The 19,282-nt window shown below is 58.7% G+C and carries 13 protein-coding genes; 4 read left to right on the forward strand and 9 right to left on the reverse strand.

Annotated elements, in window-relative coordinates; translation table 11 throughout:
- Positions 1 to 120 precede the first annotated feature (120 nt).
- The 5 genes from ACIOU6_RS08810 to ACIOU6_RS08830 all read right to left on the reverse strand — a co-directional run bounded on the left by ACIOU6_RS08810 (position 121) and on the right by ACIOU6_RS08830 (position 4,514).
- A complete protein-coding gene (locus tag ACIOU6_RS08810; RefSeq protein ID WP_221729272.1) occupies positions 121 to 1,938 on the reverse strand; it encodes an ABC transporter ATP-binding protein in 1,818 nt (605 codons plus the stop codon).
- Entirely contained in the window at positions 1,931 to 2,533 is a 603-nt protein-coding gene (locus ACIOU6_RS08815) for a DsbA family protein (protein WP_221729421.1), read from the reverse strand. The genes ACIOU6_RS08810 and ACIOU6_RS08815 overlap by 8 nt, the downstream gene beginning before the upstream one ends.
- Before the next feature lie 35 nt (positions 2,534 to 2,568).
- A complete protein-coding gene (locus ACIOU6_RS08820) occupies positions 2,569 to 3,510 on the reverse strand; it encodes a rhodanese-related sulfurtransferase (RefSeq protein WP_221729273.1) in 942 nt (313 codons plus the stop codon).
- 170 nt (positions 3,511 to 3,680) lie between these two features.
- Positions 3,681 to 3,980 carry a BolA family protein gene (locus tag ACIOU6_RS08825; protein WP_401135484.1) on the reverse strand — a complete coding sequence of 100 codons (300 nt, stop codon included), beginning with the start codon at positions 3,978 to 3,980 and terminating at the stop codon, positions 3,681 to 3,683.
- Between the two features lie 12 nt (positions 3,981 to 3,992).
- The gene (locus ACIOU6_RS08830; protein WP_221729275.1) at positions 3,993 to 4,514 is read right to left on the reverse strand and encodes a DUF2059 domain-containing protein; all 522 of its coding nucleotides are present in this window, start codon (positions 4,512 to 4,514) and stop codon (positions 3,993 to 3,995) included.
- A gap of 194 nt (positions 4,515 to 4,708) precedes the next feature.
- Here ACIOU6_RS08830 and ACIOU6_RS08835 point away from each other — a divergent pair, with 194 nt between their 5' ends.
- A complete protein-coding gene (locus tag ACIOU6_RS08835; RefSeq protein ID WP_221729276.1) occupies positions 4,709 to 6,103 on the forward strand; it encodes a class II fumarate hydratase in 1,395 nt (464 codons plus the stop codon).
- A 104-nt stretch (positions 6,104 to 6,207) separates the two neighbouring features.
- Here the strand turns inward: ACIOU6_RS08835 and ACIOU6_RS08840 are convergent, their stop codons facing one another.
- The gene (locus ACIOU6_RS08840) at positions 6,208 to 7,167 is read right to left on the reverse strand and encodes a DMT family transporter (RefSeq protein ID WP_221729277.1); all 960 of its coding nucleotides are present in this window, start codon (positions 7,165 to 7,167) and stop codon (positions 6,208 to 6,210) included.
- Between the two features lie 213 nt (positions 7,168 to 7,380).
- Between ACIOU6_RS08840 and ACIOU6_RS08845 the strand changes: the two genes are divergently transcribed.
- Positions 7,381 to 7,575, forward strand: coding sequence for a DUF6316 family protein (locus ACIOU6_RS08845; RefSeq protein WP_221729278.1), 195 nt, complete (start codon positions 7,381 to 7,383; stop codon positions 7,573 to 7,575).
- Positions 7,576 to 7,643: 68 nt separating this feature from the next.
- Here ACIOU6_RS08845 and ACIOU6_RS08850 read toward each other — a convergent pair whose 3' ends face one another.
- Both ACIOU6_RS08850 and pap read right to left on the reverse strand, forming a co-directional pair.
- Positions 7,644 to 8,828, reverse strand: a complete 1,185-nt coding sequence (locus ACIOU6_RS08850; protein ID WP_401135489.1) for a thiolase family protein — start codon at positions 8,826 to 8,828, stop codon at positions 7,644 to 7,646.
- Positions 8,829 to 8,931: 103 nt separating this feature from the next.
- Entirely contained in the window at positions 8,932 to 10,446 is a 1,515-nt protein-coding gene (gene pap, locus ACIOU6_RS08855) for a polyphosphate:AMP phosphotransferase (RefSeq protein ID WP_221729280.1), read from the reverse strand.
- Between the two features lie 172 nt (positions 10,447 to 10,618).
- Here pap and mnmC point away from each other — a divergent pair, with 172 nt between their 5' ends.
- Positions 10,619 to 12,598: a bifunctional tRNA (5-methylaminomethyl-2-thiouridine)(34)-methyltransferase MnmD/FAD-dependent 5-carboxymethylaminomethyl-2-thiouridine(34) oxidoreductase MnmC gene (gene mnmC / locus ACIOU6_RS08860; RefSeq protein ID WP_401135493.1), complete on the forward strand. Its 1,980-nt coding sequence runs from the start codon at positions 10,619 to 10,621 to the stop codon at positions 12,596 to 12,598.
- 3 nt (positions 12,599 to 12,601) lie between these two features.
- Here the strand turns inward: mnmC and ACIOU6_RS08865 are convergent, their stop codons facing one another.
- Complete coding sequence (locus tag ACIOU6_RS08865; protein WP_401135495.1) at positions 12,602 to 17,437, reverse strand: NEL-type E3 ubiquitin ligase domain-containing protein; 4,836 nt, start codon at positions 17,435 to 17,437, stop codon at positions 12,602 to 12,604.
- Between the two features lie 251 nt (positions 17,438 to 17,688).
- On the opposite strand from ACIOU6_RS08865, the gene ACIOU6_RS08870 reads away from it, so the two are divergent.
- On the forward strand, positions 17,689 to 19,080 hold the full coding sequence (locus tag ACIOU6_RS08870) for a dermonecrotic toxin domain-containing protein (protein ID WP_401135498.1): 1,392 nt from the start codon (positions 17,689 to 17,691) through the stop codon (positions 19,078 to 19,080).
- The last annotated feature ends 202 nt before the right edge of the window (positions 19,081 to 19,282 follow it).

Here is a 19,282-nt window from a genome sequence, read left to right on the forward strand (position 1 = left end):
AACAGCTCTGCCGCCTTCACTGCCGATAGCGCAACCTGATGCCTGTCAACGCGTTTCGGTTTTTTTTATTTTAAGCAATTCAAACACTAAGCACACAAACGCGCACAAAACTCAAGAGCGCTAAATCCGCTGCAAGTGGCCGTACAGTTTGGCATACAGCCCGCCATCGGCAATTAACTGCTGATGATCGCCGTCTTCGGCCACTTGTCCGCCATCGAACACCACCACCCGATCCGCCTGTTTCACCGCCGACAAGCGGTGGGCAATGATCAGTGTGGTGCGACCATTGAGGAACCGCGCCATGGCTTCATGCAGGTTGTATTCGGTGGCGGCATCGAGGGCCGAGGTGGCTTCGTCGAGGATCACCACCTTCGGCTCGGCCAGGATCATCCGCGCAATCGCCAGACGCTGACGCTGCCCGCCGGACAGGCGCACGCCGGAGCGCCCGACGATGCTGTCGAGGCCGTCCGGCAAGGCACGGATGACGGGTTCGAGCTGGGCGATTTCCAGCGCCTGCCAACAGGCTTCGTCACTGCGCGTGCGCCCCATGGTCAGGTTGGCGCGCACGGTGTCGTTGAACAGCGCCGGATGCTGCAACACCACCGCAACGTTTTCCCGAACGATCTCCAGACCGATTTCCTGCTGGGTCGACCCCCCGAAACGGACGGTGCCCGCGAGCGGCGTGTACAACCCCAACAGCAATTGCACCAAGGTACTTTTGCCACCGCCACTGGCGCCGACAATCGCGACTTTTTCGCCGGGCGCGATAGACAGGTTCATCTGATCCAGCACCAACTCATCGCCGTAACCGAAACACAGGCCCTGCACTTCAATACCGACGGTTTCGCGCCCTTTGAACGGGTCGATCCCCCCCGGATATTGTGGCTCATCGGCACGCGCCAGCAATTCGTTGATCCGCGTCAGCGCACCGCCCGCCGCGTAGTAGGCGTATTGCAGATTCAACAACTGTTCGACCGGGCCAATCATGAACCACAGGTAACTGAACACCGCGAGCATCTGGCCAATCGACAGATCGGAAAACAACACGGTGAGCATCGCCGCCGCGCGGAAGATGTCGATGCCGAACTGGAACAGCAAGCCACTGGCGCGGTTGGACGCGTCGGTTTTCCACTGCGAATTGACCGCGTAGTTACGCACTTCCTGTGCCCGCAGCCCCAACCGCCCGAGGAAATAGCCCTGACGGTTACCCGCTCGCACCTCCTGAATCGAATCGAGGGTTTCGCTCAACGCCTGAGTGAAGCGCGCGGTGCTGTCGTTCTCGAGTTTTTTCAGGTGTTTGACCCGCTTGCCCAACTGCACCGTGGCGTAGATTACCAGCGGGTTGAACAACAGAATCAGCAGCGCCAGTTTCCAGTGCATCCACATCAGAATGCTTGCTGTGCCAACCAGAGTCAGCATCGCCACCAGAAAACGGCTGAGGGTTTCGCCCACAAACTTGTCGAGGGTGTCCAGATCGGTGACCAGGTGTGTGGTGACCGTGCCGCTGCCCAGGCTTTCGTATTCGCCGAGGGAAATGCGTTTGAGGCGTTCGATCAGCCGCACACGGATGCGGTAGACGATGTCTTTGGCCAGACGCGCGAACAGTCGCGCCTGCAACACGCTAAAACACAGGGCGCTGCAGCGCAGGGTCAGCGTGACCACCAGCATCAGGCCGATGTAGCCCGCCGCTTGCTGCCACATAGACGGCAGCACATGGTTCATGACTTTCAGCGCGGCGTCGCCGTGGCCGAGCAACACTTCGTCCACCAGCAATGGCAGCAATAATGGAATCGGCACGCTGCACAGTGTCGCCAGCACAGCCACACCGTTGGCGATCCACAGGGATTTTTTATGATGCAGTGCCAAGCGCCGGACTTCTGCCCAGCTCAGCCGGTCGACACGCTTTACGGCTGGCGTGTCATCGGCCAGGTCAGGCACAGGCTGCGCGCTCCAGCCAGCGACCGAGCAACGGCGACAGCTCGCTAAGCGGTTGATAGCCATTGGTCAGTAGTGCCAGTTGGCCGTTGCGTTCAGCCAGCAACGTCGGGAACCCGGCGATGCCCAGATCCTGTACCCAATTGAAATCCGCCGCCGTGGCTTCGTGCTGATCGGCGCGATCAAACAGCGCGGCAAATTCGATCCGTGGCACGCCGGCCTGCTCGGCCAGTTCCACCAGCACGCTGGCTTGGGTGACGTCGCGGCCTTCGGTGTAAAACGCCTGCTGAATCAGCCCCAACAGAGTCCACGCACAATCCGGCGCCAGGCTGCGTGCGGTGACGATCGCACGGCAGGCAGGCTCGGTGTCGTAGACAAAACCATCGGGCAACGCGCCTTCAAACTTGAATGGCTGACCGGTGGCCTCGGTCACTGCCTGCCAATGTTCGAGAATGTAGCGTCGAGTGGTCGGCTCCAGCGCCGAACCGCTGCCGGTACGCAACCCGCCGACGACAAGGTGCAACTCCACCCCGGCTGCCTGCGCCTGCTCGACCAGTGCCTTGGCCACCGGGGCAAATCCCCAGCACCAGGAACACATCGGATCCATCACGTAGAGCAGGCGCGCAGACATGGTTAAGCCTCGGTGGATGTTTGCTTGTAGTTGTAGCCGATCGGGTGCGGCTGGTTGCGGGCCTTGGCCAGTTCGATCTGCTTCTGCCGATCGATGGCGCTGCGGCGGGTTTTCTCGCTCAGCGTGTCCCAGCAATGCGGGCAACTGATGCCGGCGACGTAATGCTCGCTGGCGCGATCTTCAACGCTGACCGGCGTGCGGCAGGCATGACATTGATCGTAGTCGCCTTCGCTGAGGTCGTGACGCACGGTCACACGGTTGTCGAATACAAAGCAGTCGCCCTGCCACTTGGTTTCTTCCTGCGGCACCTCTTCGAGGTACTTCAAAATGCCGCCCTTGAGGTGGTAAACCTCTTCGAAACCTTCGCCGAGCATGTAGCTCGAGGCTTTCTCGCAGCGGATACCGCCGGTGCAGAACATCGCGACCTTCTTGTGTACGGCCGGATCGAAGTGTTCTTTGATGTAGTCGGGGAATTCGCGAAAACTGGTGGTTTTCGGATCGATGGCACCTTCGAAGGTGCCGATCGACACTTCGTAATCGTTGCGCGTGTCGATCAACAGCACTTCAGGGTCGCTGATCAACGCGTTCCAGTCTTGCGGATCAACGTAAGTACCGACTTTTTTGTTCGGGTCGACGCCTTCGACACCGAGGGTGACGATCTCTTTCTTGAGCTTGACCTTGGTACGGTAGAACGGCTGCTCGTCGCAGTACGATTCTTTATGATCGATGTCGATCATGCGCGGGTCATTCTTGAGCCAGGCGAGCAGGCCGTCGATGCCTTCACGAGTACCGGAAACCGTGCCGTTGATGCCTTCTTCGGCAATCAAAAGCGTGCCTTTGATGCCGTTGTCGACCATCGCTTGCAGCAGTGGCTCGCGCAGGTTGACGTAATCTTCGAGGGTGACGAACTTATACAGTGCCGCCACGACAATCGGTTGTGTCATGGGTATTTCTCCAGGTGGCTACCCTCGCAAAGGGTGAACCGGATGCGAAAAAAAACGCGCCGGGTAAGCGGCGCGTTGCGGATTCTAGCAAAAAAGCGGCTTCGAGCGGCTAGCTTCAAGCGGCAAGCCATAAGCAAGTCGCCTCTAACTTGCAGCTTGGCGCTCGAAGCTTATGCCTGCTTTCCTCCGGCACAGGTCGGCGACGCTGGGGCGGCGCCGATCTCTGCCCATTCCTGCGGGGTATAGGTGTGCAGCGCCAACGCATGGAACTCGCCCATCAACTCGCCGAGCGTGCCGTAGATTTTCTGGTGGCGCTTGACCCGGTTCAGGCCTTCGAACTGCGCGCTGACCACCACGGCTTTGAAGTGGGTCTGCAACCCGCGACTGTGCATGTGGCTTTCATCCAGCACTTGCAGATGCTCAGGCTGTAACAGGCCCAGCGTTGATTCGATGCGTTGTTGCATGGTCATCACGAACTCCGCTTACGGCTTTTTCTTGGCCGGAGCAGCGCCTTTCGGTGCCAGCTCGTTGGTCATGTCTTCCAGCAGTTTGTTGACGACAGGCACTGCGCTTTCCAGTTTGGCCTGAGTCATCTGGGCCGATTGCTGGGTCAACTGCGGCATTTTTTCCAGGACTTTCTTGCCCAGCGGCGACTGGTAGAACGCCACCAGGTCTTTCAGCTCGGATTCGCTGAAGTTGCTGGTGTAGAGCTTGACCATGTCCGGCTTGAGCTTTTTCCAGCCAATGGCTTGATCCAGGGCAGCGTTGGCCTTGGCCTGGTAGGTTTCCAGCGTGGCTTTCTTGGATTCCGGGGCCTTGGTCTGTTCAAAACGCTGGGCGAACATCTGCTGAACCTGCATGTAAACCGGAGTGCCCAGTTTGTCAGCGTGCGCCAGGGTCAGGAAAGCTTCGGCACTGGCGTTGTGGCTGGCGGTATCGGCAAGCACCTGGCCGCTGGCGCAAACCAGTGCTACCGCGGTACAGATGGCACGAAGACGAGTCATCGAGTTTCCTTTTCAGCTAAGCGAGGTAAAACCCCAAGGGCGCTCATTCTGCGCCTAACAATCGCTGCGGCTCAACCCCCAGGCCCTTGCCACACTGGATTGGTTGGGTTTTACCGGTCAACAATCGGTTAGAGGGAACCACCGGGGCCCAAGCCAGCCTAAACTGCGCAAACAGACCAACAGGAGTGTGCACGATGAGCCGTATCGAAACCGACAGCCTGGGCCAGATCGAAGTCCCGGACGACGCCTACTGGGGTGCTCAAACGCAACGCTCGCTGATCAACTTCGCCATCGGTCAGGAACGCATGCCACTGCCGGTATTGCATGCCCTGGCCCTGATCAAAAAAGCCGCCGCCCGCGTCAACGACCGCAACGGCGACCTGCCCGCCGACATCGCCCGTTTGATTGAGCAAGCCGCCGACGAAGTGCTCGACGGCCAGCATGACGACCAGTTTCCTTTGGTGGTCTGGCAGACCGGCAGCGGCACCCAGAGCAACATGAACGTCAACGAGGTGATCGCCGGTCGCGCCAACGAACTGGCTGGCAACCCGCGCGGCGGCAAAACGCCGGTACACCCCAACGATCACGTCAATCGCTCGCAAAGCTCCAACGACTGCTTCCCCACCGCCATGAGCATCGCCACGGTGAAGGCCGTGCAGGAGCAATTGCTGCCGGCGATTGCCGAGCTGTCCGGCGGCCTCGCGGAACTGTCGGCGCGGCACATGAAACTGGTGAAAACCGGCCGCACGCACATGATGGATGCCACGCCGATCACCTTCGGCCAGGAGTTGTCCGGTTTTATCGCGCAATTGGATTACGCCGAACGGGCGATCCGCGCCGCGCTGCCGGCAGTGTGCGAGCTGGCGCAAGGCGGCACCGCGGTTGGCACCGGGCTCAATTCACCCCATGGTTTTGGCGAAGCGATTGCGGCAGAACTGGCGGCGCTGTCCGGTCTGCCTTTCGTCACCGCGCCAAACAAGTTTGCCGCCCTTGCTGGCCACGAACCACTGACCAGCCTTTCCGGCGCGCTGAAAACCCTCGCCGTGGCGCTGATGAAAATCGCCAATGACCTGCGTCTGCTGGGCTCAGGGCCGCGTGCCGGTTTGGCTGAAGTGCGGTTGCCAGCCAACGAACCGGGCAGTTCGATCATGCCTGGCAAAGTTAACCCGACCCAGTGCGAGGCATTGTCGATGCTCGCCTGTCAGGTATTGGGCAACGACGTGACGATCGGCATTGCCGCCAGCCAGGGCCACTTGCAACTGAACGTGTTCAAACCGGTGATCATCCACAACCTGCTGCAATCGATCCGCCTGCTGGGCGATGGCTGCAGCAACTTCCAGCAGCATTGCATTGCCGGGCTCGAGCCGGATGCCGAGGTCATGGCCAAACATCTGGAACGGGGGCTGATGCTGGTGACCGCGCTTAACCCGCACATCGGTTACGACAAGTCGGCGGAAATCGCCAAGAAGGCTTACAACGAAGGGCTGACCTTGCGTGAAGCCGCGTTGGCGCTGGGCTATCTGACGGATGAAGAGTTCGATGCGTGGGTGCGGCCGGAAAACATGATCGAGGCGGGGGCCAAGGGTTAAGCCTTGTAGCGTTTGAAAATAAGCCTTCGCGAGCCAGCCCACTCCCACATTGGAATGCATTTCCTTATGGGAGCTGGCTTGCTCGCGAAGAACGATGACGCCGTTTAACTGGCTGCCATCTTCATCCGCCGTGCCTTGAACCCGGCAATCAGCGACGGCCCCAACGCCACCAGCGCCGAACCGAGCACGACCAGCACCGCCCCGCCATAGCCCAGGGCATTGATCTGCTCGGCATGCACATACTGCGGCCATATCCCGGCCGCTATCGCGACCGCCCCGAACGTCACCAGCGGTGTAATCGCCAACGTCGCACTGACCCGCGACGCCTCCCAGTGCGCCAACGCTTCAGCGAACGCGCCATAAGCGATCAGCGTGTTCATGCAGCACGCCAGCAATAACCAGCGCTGCACCGGGCTCAGTTCCAGCGCCTCGAGCGGATGCACCCAAGGGGTGAGCAGCAACGCGCAGAACAGATAAATCACCATCATGACTTGCAGCGAATTCCACACCGTCAGCAATTGCTTCTGGCCCAACGCGTAAAAAGTCCAGACGGTCGACGCCAGCAACACCAGCAATACGCCAGCGGTGTAGTCCGACAGCGAGGTCAGCAGTTCGGCCAATCGCTGATTGAAGAACAACACAAAACCGATCAGCAACACCGCCAGCCCCATCCCCTGGCCGATGCTGAAGCGCTCCTTGAACACAAACAGACTGGCGATCAGCAACATGATCGGCCCCATCTGCACCACCAGTTGCGCCGTGCCGGGACTGAGCAGGTTAAGCCCCTTCAGGTACAAGACGTAATTACCCACCAGCCCCAGCACTGCCATGAGCACCAACCAGCCACCCTTGGGGCCCAGCACCTTGCGGCTCGGCAGCCGCTTGACCGAGGCCAGATAAATGAACAGACACCCGCCGGACACCAGCAAGCGAAACCAGGTCACGGTGATCGGGTCCATCACCTGCAACACCTGTTTGAGCTTGATCGGCAGGATGCCCCACAGAAACGCAGTCAGCAGCGCCAGGCATAAACCGTAAACCCAGCGACCGGATGAAATGTGCATGCGAACCTCAAGGCCTGCTGACGAGAGCGCTCATTCTAGGCCCGCCACCGACGGCGACACAGGGACAGTTGGGGCCTGGGCGCGAATAAAACTGTGCAGGTCGCTGCATTAAATTGACGCGAACCCGTTGATCGGCTGAGCGGGCGGCCCAAGTGATTCAGGCATAAGCTTTTTGAATCAACCTGCCGACAAGAATTCTCAAGGAGCCCCGCCATGTTAGGCATGCGTAGCCAAGACCCCGCCCCTGCCACACACTTTCGCAGCGACCGGGTGTGTCGGGTCAACGGTGAACTGTTCTTCAGCACTCGGGAAAATACCCTTGAGGGGCCGTTCGAGAGTACTGAACAGATAGACAAAGAAATACAGGCTTACATTGCGCGAATGCAGCTTATGGGCTCCGACACCTAAACCGAGTCGCATCATTCGCGAGCAAGCCCGCTCCCACAGGGTTTTGTGGTCAACACCCTCTAACTGTCTTAACGCACCGCCTCAAACAACCCCGTCGCGCCCATCCCGCCGCCCACGCACATGGTGACGATGCCGTAACGCAGATCACGCCGCTGCAACTCACGCACCAGATGGCCGACCTGCCGCGACCCGGTCATGCCGAACGGGTGACCAATGGAAATCGAGCCACCATTGACGTTGTATTTTTCGTTATCGATCTCCAGCCGATCACGGCTGTACAGACATTGCGACGCAAACGCCTCGTTCAGTTCCCACAAATCGATATCAGCCACCTGCAAGCCCTTGGCTTTGAGCAGTTTGGGCACTGAGAACACCGGGCCAATGCCCATCTCGTCGGGCTCGCAACCGGCCACGGTGAAGCCACGGAAAAACGCTTTTGGCTTGAGCCCCAGTTCCAGGGCTTTTTCCAGACTCATCACCAGCGTCATCGAGGCACCGTCGGACAGTTGCGACGAGTTGCCCGCCGTCACCGAACCGTCTTCGGCAAACACAGGCTTGAGGCCTGCGAGGCTTTCATACGTGGTGTCGGGGCGGTTGCAATCGTCACGATCCACGATGCCGTCGAGGATCTGCACGTCACCGCTGTTCTTGTCTTCGACGCGATACTTCACCGACATCGGTACGATTTCATCGTTGAACAGCCCGGCCGCCTGAGCCTGTGCGGTGCGCAACTGGCTTTGCAGGGCATAACGATCCTGCGCTTCACGGCTGACGGCATAACGCAGCGCCACCACCTCAGCGGTCTGGCCCATCGTGTAATAGATGCCCGGCGTTTGTTGCTTGAGCAACGGGTTGATCAGGTGATCGGTGTTGACGCTTTTCATCGTCAGGCTGATCGACTCGACGCCGCCGGCAACGATGATGTCGCTGCAACCTGAAGCGATCTGGTTGGCAGCCATTGCAATCGCCTGCAAACCGGAGGAGCAGAAACGATTGAGGGTCATGCCTGCAGTGCCAGTGCCCAGACGCGAGAGCACCGCTACGTTGCGGCCGATGTTGTAACCCTGGGCACCTTCGTTGGAGCCGGCGCCAACGATGCAATCCTCGACACTGGCCGGGTCGATGTCGTTGCGCGTCAGCAATGCGTTGACGCAATGGGCCGCCATGTCATCGGGGCGGGTCTGGTTGAACTTGCCGCGAAAGGATTTGGCCAGGCCGGTCCGGACGCTGTCGACGATCACCACTTCACGCATGGCATACCTCATTGTTGTGGTCGGTTGAGAGTGGACCTGAGCATAAGTCCACCGCCTCAAAGACCGCGACAATCATTCACCTCGCGTATGCGGATCTATTGGCTCAGTCCTTGTGTTTTTTCGCGTGTTTGTCGGATTTCTCGAACGCCTCTTCAAGCGCACGGTTGATCGTGCGCAATACTTTGATCCGCGCCCAACGCTTGTCGTTGGCCTCGATCAGCGTCCATGGGGAAATCTCGGTACTGGTGCGATCAACCATGTCACCGACGGCGGCACGGTACTCGTCCCACTTGTCGCGGTTGCGCCAGTCATCTTCGGTGATCTTGAAGCGCTTGAACGGGATCGCTTCCCGCGCTTGGAAGCGCTCCATTTGCGTGTCCTTGTCGATGGCCAGCCAGAACTTGACCACGATCACTCCGGCATCAGCGATCTGCTCTTCAAAGTCATTGATTTCACCGTAAGCACGCAGCCAGTCGGCCGGGGTGCAAAAACCTTCGATGCGCTCCACCAGCACCCGGCCGTACCAGGAACGGTCGAACACGGTGAACTTGCCGCGCGCCGGCAAATGCCGCCAGAAACGCCACAAATAAGGCTGTGCCCGCTCCTCTTCGCTCGGTGCGGCAATCGGAATGATGTTGTACTGGCGCGGATCGAGCGCTGCCGCGACCCGCCGAATCGCCCCGCCCTTGCCCGCTGCATCGTTGCCTTCAAACACGGCCACCAGCGCATGGCGGCGCATACGCTTGTCACGCATCAACCCGGACAGACGCGCCTGTTCGGTGATCAGCTGTTCCTCGTAATCATCCTTTTCCAGACGCTGGGTGAGATCGAGGCTGTCGAGCAAACCCTTATGATCGACAGGGGCGCCCAGCGGCGCAGCGTTGACCTCCTGAGCATGAATCTGCGAACGCTTCAGCGCGTTTTGCAAGCCCTCAAGCAGAATATTGCCGACCGCCAGGCTGCGATAGTTGGCGTCCATGCCTTCGATGATATGCCATGGCGCGTAGTCGCGACTGGTACGGCGCAATATGCGCTCGCCGTATTTGACGAACTTGTCGTAGGTTTGCGATTGCTGCCAATCCAGCGGGCTGATCCGCCAACTGTGCAGCGGGTCGTCGGCCAAGGCTTTGAGCCGCGCCTTCATCTGTTTCTTGGACAGGTGAAACCAGAACTTGAAGATCAGCGCGCCTTCATCGCAGAGCATTTTCTCCAGACGCTCGGCGGCGCTGATCGCTTGATCCAGACGCGGGTTCTTGAACAGGCCATGCACCCGCCCCTGCAACATCTGGCTGTACCAGTTACCGAAGAAAACCCCCATCCGCCCCTTGGCCGGAAGCATCCGCCAGTAACGCCACGCCGGAGGTCGGGCCAGTTCTTCATCCGTCTGCTGATCGAACGTACGCACCTCGATCAGCCGTGGATCCATCCACTCGCTGAGCAACTTGACCGTCTCGCCCTTGCCCGCGCCTTCGATGCCGTTGATCAAGACAATCACCGGAAAACGCTTTTGCTGCTGCAATTCGAACTGCGCTTCCAGCAGTGCTTCACGCAGCGCCGGGACGGCGGCCTCGTAAGTGTCTTTGTCGATGGCGTGACCGATTTCAGCGGATTCAAACATAGGACGGCTCCTTCCAGGATTGAGCAAGACTAGCGGATTGGGCACAAGGACGGCGCAGAAATTCCCGCGGGCGGCGGATTTTCATTGAGTCATCGACGCCAAGCCTTGCCATGGATCAAGCACCCTGTGCGCGATCGGCTAGAATGGCGGCCTTGTCGTTGCCGAGCCTGCCATGAAAGCCGTATTGCCACACGCCCAACTCGACTGGGATGACCAGGGACGCCCGCGTTCGCGAGTGTTTGATGACGTGTATTTTTCCGACCAGTCAGGTCTGGATGAAACCCGTTATGTGTTCCTCGAACAGAACCGTCTCGCCGAACGTTTTGCTGCGTTGCCAGCGGGTGGGCACTTGGTCATTGGCGAAACGGGCTTCGGCACCGGCCTGAATTTTCTCTGTGCCTGGCAGTTGTTCGAGCAACACGCCTGTGCCAGTGCGCGGTTGCATTTTGTCAGCGTCGAAATGTACCCGTTGAGCCCGGCGGATCTGCAACGCGCCTTGGCATTGTGGCCAGAACTCAAGCCGCTGGCTGATCAATTGCTGACCCATTACGTGGCGATCCATCAGGGCTTTCAGCGCATCACACTGGCGAATGGCCGAGTGACATTGACGCTGCTGATCGGCGATGCGCTGGAGCAATTGCCGCAACTGGACGCTCGGATTGATGCGTGGTTTCTCGACGGATTCGCCCCGGCGAAAAACCCGCAGATGTGGACCGCCGAACTGTTCGTTGAACTGGCGCGCCTGGCGGCGCCGGGCTCAACCATCAGCACCTTCACCAGCACCGGTTGGGTGCGGCGTTTGCTCAACGCCGCCGGCTTCAAAATGAAGCGCACGCCGGGCATCGGGCACAAGTGGGAAATCCTGCGCGGCGAGTTCCTCGGCTGGCCGTCGGAGGTGGCCCCGCCAGCCCCGGAAAAACCCTGGTTCGCTCGCCCTGCCCCCACGACCGGTGAACGTCGGGCACTGGTGATCGGCGCAGGCCTTGCCGGTTGTGCCACCGCGGCGAGCCTCGCGTCACGCGGCTGGAAAGTGAGTTTGCTGGAGCGCCACGAGGCCGTGGCACAAGAAGCCTCGGGCAATCCGCAAGGCGTGCTGTATCTGAAACTGTCGGCCCATGGCACGGCGTTATCGCAACTGATCATCAGCGGCTTCGGTTACACCCGACGCCTGCTCGAAAGCCTGCAACGGGGCACCGATTGGGACGATTGCGGCGTGCTCCAACTGGCGTTCAATGCCAAGGAAGCCGAGCGCCACGCGCAGTTGGCTGCGGCGTTCCCGGAGGATCTGTTGCAGTGGCTCGATCAGCCCGAGGCGCAGGCCCGCGCCGGTGTCGGCCTGGACCACGGCGGTTTGTACTACCCCGAGGGTGGCTGGGTGCATCCGCCCGCGCTGTGCCAGGCGCAGGCCACACAACCGAACATCGAACTGCTCAGCCACCGTGAGGCGCTGGAACTGCGCAAGGTCGATGATCAGTGGCAAGCCTTCGACGGCGACCGCTTGCTTGCCAGCGCTCCTGTCGTGGTACTGGCCGGTGCTGCCGAGATCAAGCGTTTTGCGCAAAGCGCCGAACTGCCACTCAAGCGCATTCGCGGGCAGATCACCCGCCTGGCGCAGACTGAACAAAGCCAGGCGTTGACGACGGTGGTGTGTGCCGAAGGCTACGTCGCCCCCGCGCGACGGGGTGAACACACCCTCGGTGCCAGCTTCGATTTCAACAGCGACGACCTGACCCCGACCACCGCCGAACACCAAGGCAATCTGGCGATGCTAGAAGAGATTTCCAGCGATCTGGTCTCTCGCCTGCACATCAGCGAACAGGCGGTCGAAACCCTCCAAGGCCGCGCCGCCTTGCGCTGCACCAGTCCCGACTACCTGCCGATTGTCGGCCCGCTCGCCGACCGCCATGCGTTCATTCACGCGTACGCGGCGCTGAGCAAGGATGCCCGGCAAGTACCGGACATCGCCTGCCCGTGGCTCGACGGTCTATATGTCAATAGCGGCCACGGCTCACGCGGTCTGATCACCGCGCCGCTGTCTGGCGAACTGCTCGCCGCCTGGCTGAACGACGAACCGTTGCCCTTGCCAAGAAGCGTGGCCGAGGCCTGTCACCCCAACCGATTCGTATTGCGCCAACTGATTCGAGGCAAATAGACCTCAAGCATCGGGCATTGCGCAGAGGCCCAGATCCCCCAAGCGAATGGCCTCTCCCGTCAGGCGCTTGAGCACAGCCTCTTCGGCCTGCTCCCGTTCGAGCCTGATGACGTCCATCTGGTTCAGGTAATCGGCCGTGGAGAGTTTGCTCGCCTGTTCGAACACCGCGTCCAGCCGCGCCGGAAAGGTTTCCTCGAGGCTCGCGAATTGCCTGGGATACGTGCGCTTCAAGTACTCGCACCAGAACGGCTGACGCAGCAGGAACGTCAGCCATTCGGAAGACAGCTCAGCGACACTGATCCTGTTCCTGGCAGTCTCCAGATTGGCTTCGGTCACCCCGCCCAGGATGGCAAAACGCATATGACGCGGCTGTCCCGGCAGATCGAACTCTTCGGCCAGCCCGATGCGATAAGCCAGGTTCACCTCCAGCGGATCAGCACTGGCATCGTTAAGCGCATGCTCATGGGCAATCTGATCCAGTTTGTCCAGCCGAAACAGGCCTCGGCCAAGTTTGAGCAACGGGTGTACAGAGGTCACTCGGCCACCGGCAAGCCTGGTGATCTTGTTGACTTCCACAGCGAGTTCGAGCTGGCTGAAGTTGACGGCTGCGCTGTCCGTGCAATTGATCGGGTTGGCGGCCAGATCGAACACTTGCTCACTCAGGATCGCATCGGTTTGGGCAGCCTCAAGCACTGCCCAGACACGTCGACACGTGTCTTCGGCGACTTTTTCAAAGTCGGCGGTATTGCCCAGCTCCGCCAATAAATGAAACAGGCCCTCGGCCCGGGGATCCTCCTTGAATAAGGTCCAGATCCGGTCACGCTGGGCCCAGTCCCCTCCGGCGCCGCCCTCGAACCACAGCGAACGCGCCTTCTGTTCATCGAGACGCGCGTTATCGTTCTCCAGATAGCCCATGCCAACACCCACATTGTTTCGATAGTCCGCCAGATGAGTCCTGCTGGCTAACGACAAGGGATTACCTCGCAGGTCCAGCGCCTCGCTGAAACGTCGCGAGGTCTTGAATAACCAATCCGGTAGCTGCTTGATCTGATTTTCGCGCAGATCGACCCAATCCAGGTGAGGCAGGCGTTCAAGACCTTTGGGCAGCTCCGTGACACGGGTGTCGCGCAGACACAGGGAACGTAAATCAAACATCTTGCCCACCTCCGGAGTCGCCCCCAGCGGGTTACTGTTCAGATTCAAGGAGTGCAGTGTGCGCAGGTTGGCAAGCTTCACCAGTGTATGTTCGGTCAGTTTGATCCGGTTACCCGCCAGACTCACCCGGGTCAGATCAGGCATGTGCGACAACACCTCAGGCAGGCGCGTGAGTGCGTTGCCGTCGAGGTCCACAGACTCGGCGTGCTTGAATGACTTGAGGAAATAAACCAGGTCGTCGCCCTGCTCCATGTTCTTGAGCGACAACTGCTGGATATGATCGAAATTCAACCCCGGTGGGAGCGTGGGCAACGTCCCCACCCGCATCCCGTCAAGATTCAATACACAGATCGATTTTCCACTTTCATCGGTGGCCAGAAAAAGCCGCCGAAACCCATCCTCGATCATCTCGGCCGTCGTCTTGCGGCTGTGCCGCACTTCACGCAAATCCCCCCCCATCAACGTCATGCCGGCCTGATCCTCAGTCCAGACTTCGAGCACCTTGCGCAGTTGCTCCAGATCACGGCGCAAACCTTTCACCCGTGTAGCGCGGGTCAGCGGATCATTGCCCGATCGATCAATAAACTCACTGGCCTGCGCCTCGGTAAAGCTGGGATAGAGCCTTCTCACCTTACGTAATAACGCGCGTGGATGAGCTGTCGCACGCATTGCATGATCGCCCTGAATGCAGGGGGGGTCGGAGACCAACGGCTCGAACTTGCCGGTGGTCAATACCCGGGCACTGGCCTCACGTTCGTCCAGCGCAATGTTCAGTAATTGACTGCGCAATCGGGCACTGTCGGCGGTCACCGGGTCAGCAAAACCCGCGGTTGTACGCTGAGCCGACGGGAGTGCCTTGAGGATCGCGGCATACAGGTTGTCTGGCTCCGACGCCACACGCCCCAGGGATTTACCGTCGCCAGTGAAGGCTTCGTAGCCGCCACTGGACTTGACCAGTGTGCAGGTATTCAAGGGCGTCGCCGCTTCGTTACCGATGGCTTCCAGTACCGGCCCGTTCAGCGTCTTGTCACGCAACGTCAGGCGCAGATTCGGGTCCCAGCCACTCAAACGGGGCAGTAACTGGATCGCCAGTTTTTCACTATCGGCATGGGCCACCTGCGGCACGAGCAAACCGCTCAGGGCACGGTCAAGGCGCACGGCGGCAGTGGCATGGCGGACTTTCTGCGCCAAGCGCAAAGGCAGGCGCCCGGTTGAGCGCAAATGCAGACGCTCGATGCTCGGCGCCTGGTCAATCAGGCGCTGAGCATAGCGCGCAGGAATCTCGGCGAACGCGCTGCGTAATGTCTTGACCTCGTCAGCCTCACTCTGGTCGTAGCGTTGATACATACGATCGAAAATCGATCGACGCTCAGCCTTGAACAAGGCTCCCAGTTTCTTCGCCAACGCTTGCTTTTGCGAGCCGGCGCTGACCTTGCCCCCCAGCATGGCCTCAACCTCGCGCGGGGAGAGGGCATCGATCACCGACTGCAACAACTGTCCTTCGGCCAATTGCTCTTGCGTGACCTCCACACTGAGCGCAGCGACGCGGATGCTGGTCGCGGGATAGGTTGCCGTGACGTCTCCTTCGCTATCGATGACCTCGATGTAGCGGTCTGTCGGCCAGCCTGGCAGCTGCGGCAAGCAATGCAGTTGTTCCTGCAAAGGTTGGCCTGCGTGAATGTCCCCACGTTCAAGCTCAGCGGTGAGTTGGCTTGACTGACGCTCGATCTGCAGGCGTTCCACGGTGTCGCGTAACCGGGCAGGCAAGGCCAGATTATCGTTAAAAACCCGGTGCAATTGATCGTGGGAGATTTCGCTGATTCGGCGAATCATGTCCAGATCCGTGTCCGAGAACTCACTCAGACGCGGATCGATACGCTTGAGGGTATAGGGGGCGCTATTCCACGTTTCGGCATCTTCAGCCGCCAGTCGCCAGCCACCCTCGACGTGTTGCTCAAGCCCGGGAGCATAGGCTTTCGGGCGCTCGGGATGATCGAGGTGCCAGACCTTCGTGTCGGGATCGACTGACCCGCTGAATGTTCCATGGTCGACCCGGCCGACGGTTTTTTCCTTGAGCGGATACAACTCGACGGAGTCATCGGCCATCGTGATTCCGGCTGGCAGCCGATGTTCATACGAGGTGAGATCTGGCCTCCAAAGACGCGGTTTACCGGCCCTATCCAGAATCGCGGTGAACTGCCCGAAAAACTCCGGATGGGCCCGAATCAGTTTGCGTCCCAGCGTGCCCACCGCCTTCTGTCCACCAGCGAACACGCCCATCAGCGCAATGTCTTCCGCCACGCTGAGCAGATGCGACAGCGCCTCCTGCTGGTCGCCCCGCTGCCAGTCCTCGACCCCCTCATACACTTGCGCCAGAAGTTGGCCAACCGCGACGCCCATCATCAACTGACCGACAACCGGCACGAAAAAACCCGCCACCGTCGCAATGGTCACACCCAGTTCCAGAAAACCCAGCAAGCGTTTCTGTCGCACATCCTGATCGATATCGGCCGTCGGCACAGCGAGTTTGCGGGCGTCGATCTGCATCTTGCCGACATGGCTTTGCAACATGAACTCGAACAGCGGCACAGCAATTGGCAACTGCCGGATGTGGCCCAAATCGGCGGTGTCGGCGAAGGTCTTGAAGAAGTCCGCCTTGTCATCTTCATCAATGCTGTTGGCGAAGTAATCCTGGTAGCTCTTGTCACTCAGCTTTTGCGTGAGGTACTCCTTGAAAGCAGTGAAGCTCGAGTACTCATACAGAGGCCTCTCGGGCTCGTTAGCCATGTACACCAGACACTGCTCGTTGGGGTATAACTCAATCGACCGGACTGCAAACACCACAACCCCCCAGATGCAACTGTCGAGCACCTCGATGCCGTGCATCATTAATGGACGATTGCTGTAGTGCAGGGTTTTCGCCGAGACCGCGCCGTCGGCGGCGATCAGCCTCTGCACGGTCTGCAGGCCAGCCGGTGTGATGTGCTGCCTGACTGCGGCCAGATACATGTCCAGTTGCAGCAGAAGTTTCTTCATCGCAGCGATGTCGCGGGTCATCGGACGGGTGGCCGTCACTTTACCGGCGTCGTCCACCAGGCCGAACACCTGCTGAAAATGCGCCTGATAACGCTTGCCCAGATCCAGTTCACGGCAGAATTTGGCGAACGACGCCGGCGTCAGTCCGGCCACGCCCGACGGTACGCTACTCACCCGCACCTGACTGCCGACGGGGTAGTTATCGGTCTCCTCGTCTTCGGTGAAATTCTGCATCGCCGCTTGCAGCAATGTCTGTGTGGCATGTGGAAAGGTTTGAATGCCCTCAGGGTCGGTAGAGGTTGGCGGGCAACCGCAATCAACCCCCGGCAAACTCAACAGATCCTTTTCAACATCGAAGACCGCCGACCACTTGGCATTCAGCGCGCTGGTCAACTCAGCAATACAAAAGGCATTCAGAGGTTTGAGCTTGAGCAGATCCTTCTCGACCTTGAGTTGAATCGTGAGCAGGTCGCGCGCGGTTTGATCGAGCGCGACCAGCGTGCTGGTCGAACTGTTAAGCAACATTTCGGGCAGGCTCTTGCGCAGCGCCTCGGCGCTGTCCAGGTCTGCTGTGGCTTCCAGCAAGACGCCGAGAACTTCATTCTGAGTCGGCGCACGCGGTGCGGATTTATCCTGTGTGGTGGTCATCGGCAATAGTCCTTTATTGCAGGTTTGAGCTTTAACCTTATCCGCATCCACTTAAAATTAAAATAGAAGACCCCGACACCTGCAAATCACATTACAACAAACACACTTCACACAAAACCGTGCAATACATATCTATATTAAACATTCAAATACCAACCAAAAACACACTCGAGACCATTCAATAATAGAACTGTTTTCATCACGATAAACCCACATAACATGATGTCTCATTTACGAAAGGGACTTCCCGCATGACTTTACCAACAAACACCCCGCCCGCCACGATATCGGACGTTGACGCCAGCGCGAACATTTCCGATGACGTCCAGGTTCAGGACAAGGCAACTGCCGTGCAACGTTTCATCACCCACGGTATGGCAAAAGAAGATTCCACCAGGCTGGCCGGATTGCGCGCAACGCTCGATGACGCGCTGCCCTATCAGACTTATATTGATGAGCTGGCAGGCAAGCTGGAAACACCGGAAAGTTTCTGCAAACGCGAACTTCACCGTGAACTGCTGCAAACCCATGGAACACGGCTCGGCGTCTACGACAGCCTCAGACTGATGCCTGCAAACTCTACGGACGGTGAGTCATTTACCTATACCCTGCTGCAGGCGGCGATGCTGAACTTCACCGACGAAGAAGCGGCTCCCGGTTACTTCTCGAACGACAGCGAGATTTTGGACATGCTCGGCCAGGGATCCGCTGACGCCCCTGACACGATCAAGGTGTCTGCACAAGAATTTGCTGCTCTCAGTCGCAAGCTGGATCTGGGAGGTCAATACCAGAAACACATCGCCAGAACATTTAAAGTTTCAAACATTGATTTGATCGGCACGCGCCTGCACAAATTCAACATAAAGCTCAACGCCTATGAAAAATACTTTAAAAGCCCCGATTTCCCTCTGCACCGGCTTCTTACCCTGCTGAAACTGACAAACGGAAACGGAGACATTTTCAATGGCGACATGTTTAACAACGGCAAAATAAAACTGCATTCGATACAGTTATTTGGCAAGTACACCACAGATGCCATTGTGATCACATGCCGTCCGACTGATCAGTCGCCAATCGACCATAACATCGTATACATACCCAACGACCCGGGTGACGGCTTTTACAACGACGACAACGAAGATCAATCCAAATATCGATTCTCCATCAACTTCCTTACAAATAACGAATTCCGAACACTCATCTTCTCCCAACTCACCAATACCGAGCAAAATGAAATAAGGGCAATGGATCTGAGTAGCATTTCGTTTGTCAACGACATAACGTTTATTCCGTTAAAGAAAGGGCTGTGCAAACATCTCTTCGATCGCTATCTGGATAAATTCTCCGTGGATGCAAGAGACATTGCGGTGCCGCTCGCCAATGTCAACGAACCCGCCTACGCCAATAGGCGCGAAGCGCGTACCTTGCTTCAGAGAGGGCGACTATCCGTCAGCCCACCCCATGATTTCAGCAGCCGCTTGCGCACTTACGCCACGGATCAACTGCTGGCCTCCGTGTTCGCCGGCCTGGGCAGTTGGACCGCCATCGAGAAGTACAATGCCCTGTCACGGCTGCTGGATCTGAAAAAACGATTGTCCGCTCCTGATACCGAACAACACGGATTGCCGGTGGACGCCAACTGACAATTATTCAAAAAACATCGTCGCCCCATCCGTTCAATTATCAGCAATCAGCGAAGACTCAACGACCGCTCATTGCGCAGCAGCGATAGCTCCAAAACCAGCCTTATAACTTATCGTTCTAAAACTCCGTTTAACGAGGGGGGTCAGTTTCCGGGTACCCTGTTTATTGAGTAGTACTGCTTGACCCCTCCCCAACGGAAAA

It is taken from the genome of Pseudomonas sp. NPDC087615 (assembly GCF_044743445.1).
GTDB classification, from domain to species: Bacteria; Pseudomonadota; Gammaproteobacteria; order Pseudomonadales; family Pseudomonadaceae; genus Aquipseudomonas; species Aquipseudomonas baetica_A.